Genomic DNA, 1,225 nt, shown 5'->3' on the forward strand with positions numbered 1-1,225 from the left:
ATGCGCATGGTGACGGGGCGCGTCGCACCGGCGCTGTCCGGCATGATCGCCGGCATCGCCAGCTCGACGCTGCAGGTCAGCACGTCGCTGAGCGTGGCGATCATCGGCGGCATTTTCTATACGACGCTCGGCACGCGCCAGGATCCGGCCGCCATCGCGCATGCGTTCATCGTCGCACTGCTGTCGATCTCGGTGTTCCTCGCCGTGGGCGCCGCGCTGGGCATCTCGCTTGCACGGGCGGGCGCCGCGCACACGTCGATGCGGGCCGCCGCGCGTCCGGGCTTCGGCCCCGAACGCGAACGGCCGTGATCGTTTGTATTTGCCCGTATTTTCCCGTACCGACATTCATCGCCGCGTCAGTCCGACCTGGAGGTTCTTCGTGTATTTCATCGTCTCCTATCGCCGAGCCGCGGGCACGCGATTCGATGCTGGTTACTACGTCGAACGACACATTCCGCTGGTGGAAAAATCCTGGAAGCCGTACGGGCTCGACGCTATCGACGCTTTCTTCCCGGCACGTGAGGACAGCGAACTGATCGTCGTGGCGATGTGCCGTTTCAAGGACAGTGCGGCGCTGGACGCTGCGTTCGCGTCCGCGGAGACGGCAGACGTCATGGCAGATATCGATGCGTTCACCGACATCGAACCCGATCGGCTCATCACGGACGTGTTCCCGCGCGTGTCGTAGCGGCGATCGCGCGCCGCCATGCATCGGTTTCGGCCGGCGCCATCGGTCACTTGTCCGATGGCGCCGCGAACGATCGGGTGTCAGGATAGGCAACCGTCACGCGATACCGGACCGGGAGGATCACTGCAATGTCGGGACGTCAGATCTTCATCGTCGCATTGGCGAGCGGCCTGCCGCGTGCGTTCGGCGTGCTCGCTATCGTGTCGGGCCTGTTTCGGATCGGCACCGCAGTGCATCGCGGGAAACACACCGACGCGCCGGTGCAAACGGTCTCGGGTGGAGCGCGAATGGCGCTGGCCGGCGCGCTGCTTTCCTGCGAAGCCGTCGGTGCCGTCTACTTCGCAATCGCGACGTTGGGGTACGGTTGGGCCGACACCGACGCAACAGCCTCGGATCGCAGGGAACGGATCAACGACGGGCCGACTTGAATGGTGCGACCGCCCTCCTCGATAGGCGGGATAAACCGCCGGACAGCGGAGCGTCAAAGGTCGCGCCGGCCCGACGGGCCGTACGCGCACACACGAAAGCGAATCCGCG

2 protein-coding genes and 1 pseudogene are annotated in these 1,225 nt (G+C 65.5%); all 3 read left to right on the forward strand.

Annotation, left to right across the window (positions count from 1 at the left end):
• Positions 1 to 309, forward strand: a pseudogene (locus L810_RS43100) (MFS transporter); the annotation flags it as partial.
• Positions 310 to 379: 70 nt separating this feature from the next.
• Positions 380 to 688, forward strand: coding sequence for an EthD family reductase (locus L810_RS43105; RefSeq protein WP_021164353.1), 309 nt, complete (start codon positions 380 to 382; stop codon positions 686 to 688).
• A 128-nt stretch (positions 689 to 816) separates the two neighbouring features.
• Positions 817 to 1,116, forward strand: coding sequence for a hypothetical protein (locus L810_RS43110; protein ID WP_021164354.1), 300 nt, complete (start codon positions 817 to 819; stop codon positions 1,114 to 1,116).
• Positions 1,117 to 1,225: the final 109 nt, after the last annotated feature.

Source organism: Burkholderia sp. AU4i (assembly GCF_000466765.1).
Taxonomy (GTDB): domain Bacteria; phylum Pseudomonadota; class Gammaproteobacteria; order Burkholderiales; family Burkholderiaceae; genus Burkholderia; species Burkholderia cepacia.

Excerpts from the sequence above, each read along its gene's own strand:
- L810_RS43110 (WP_021164354.1), top strand. The coding sequence starts at position 817 with ATGTCGGGACGTCAGATCTTCATCGTCGCATTGGCGAGCGGCCTGCCG.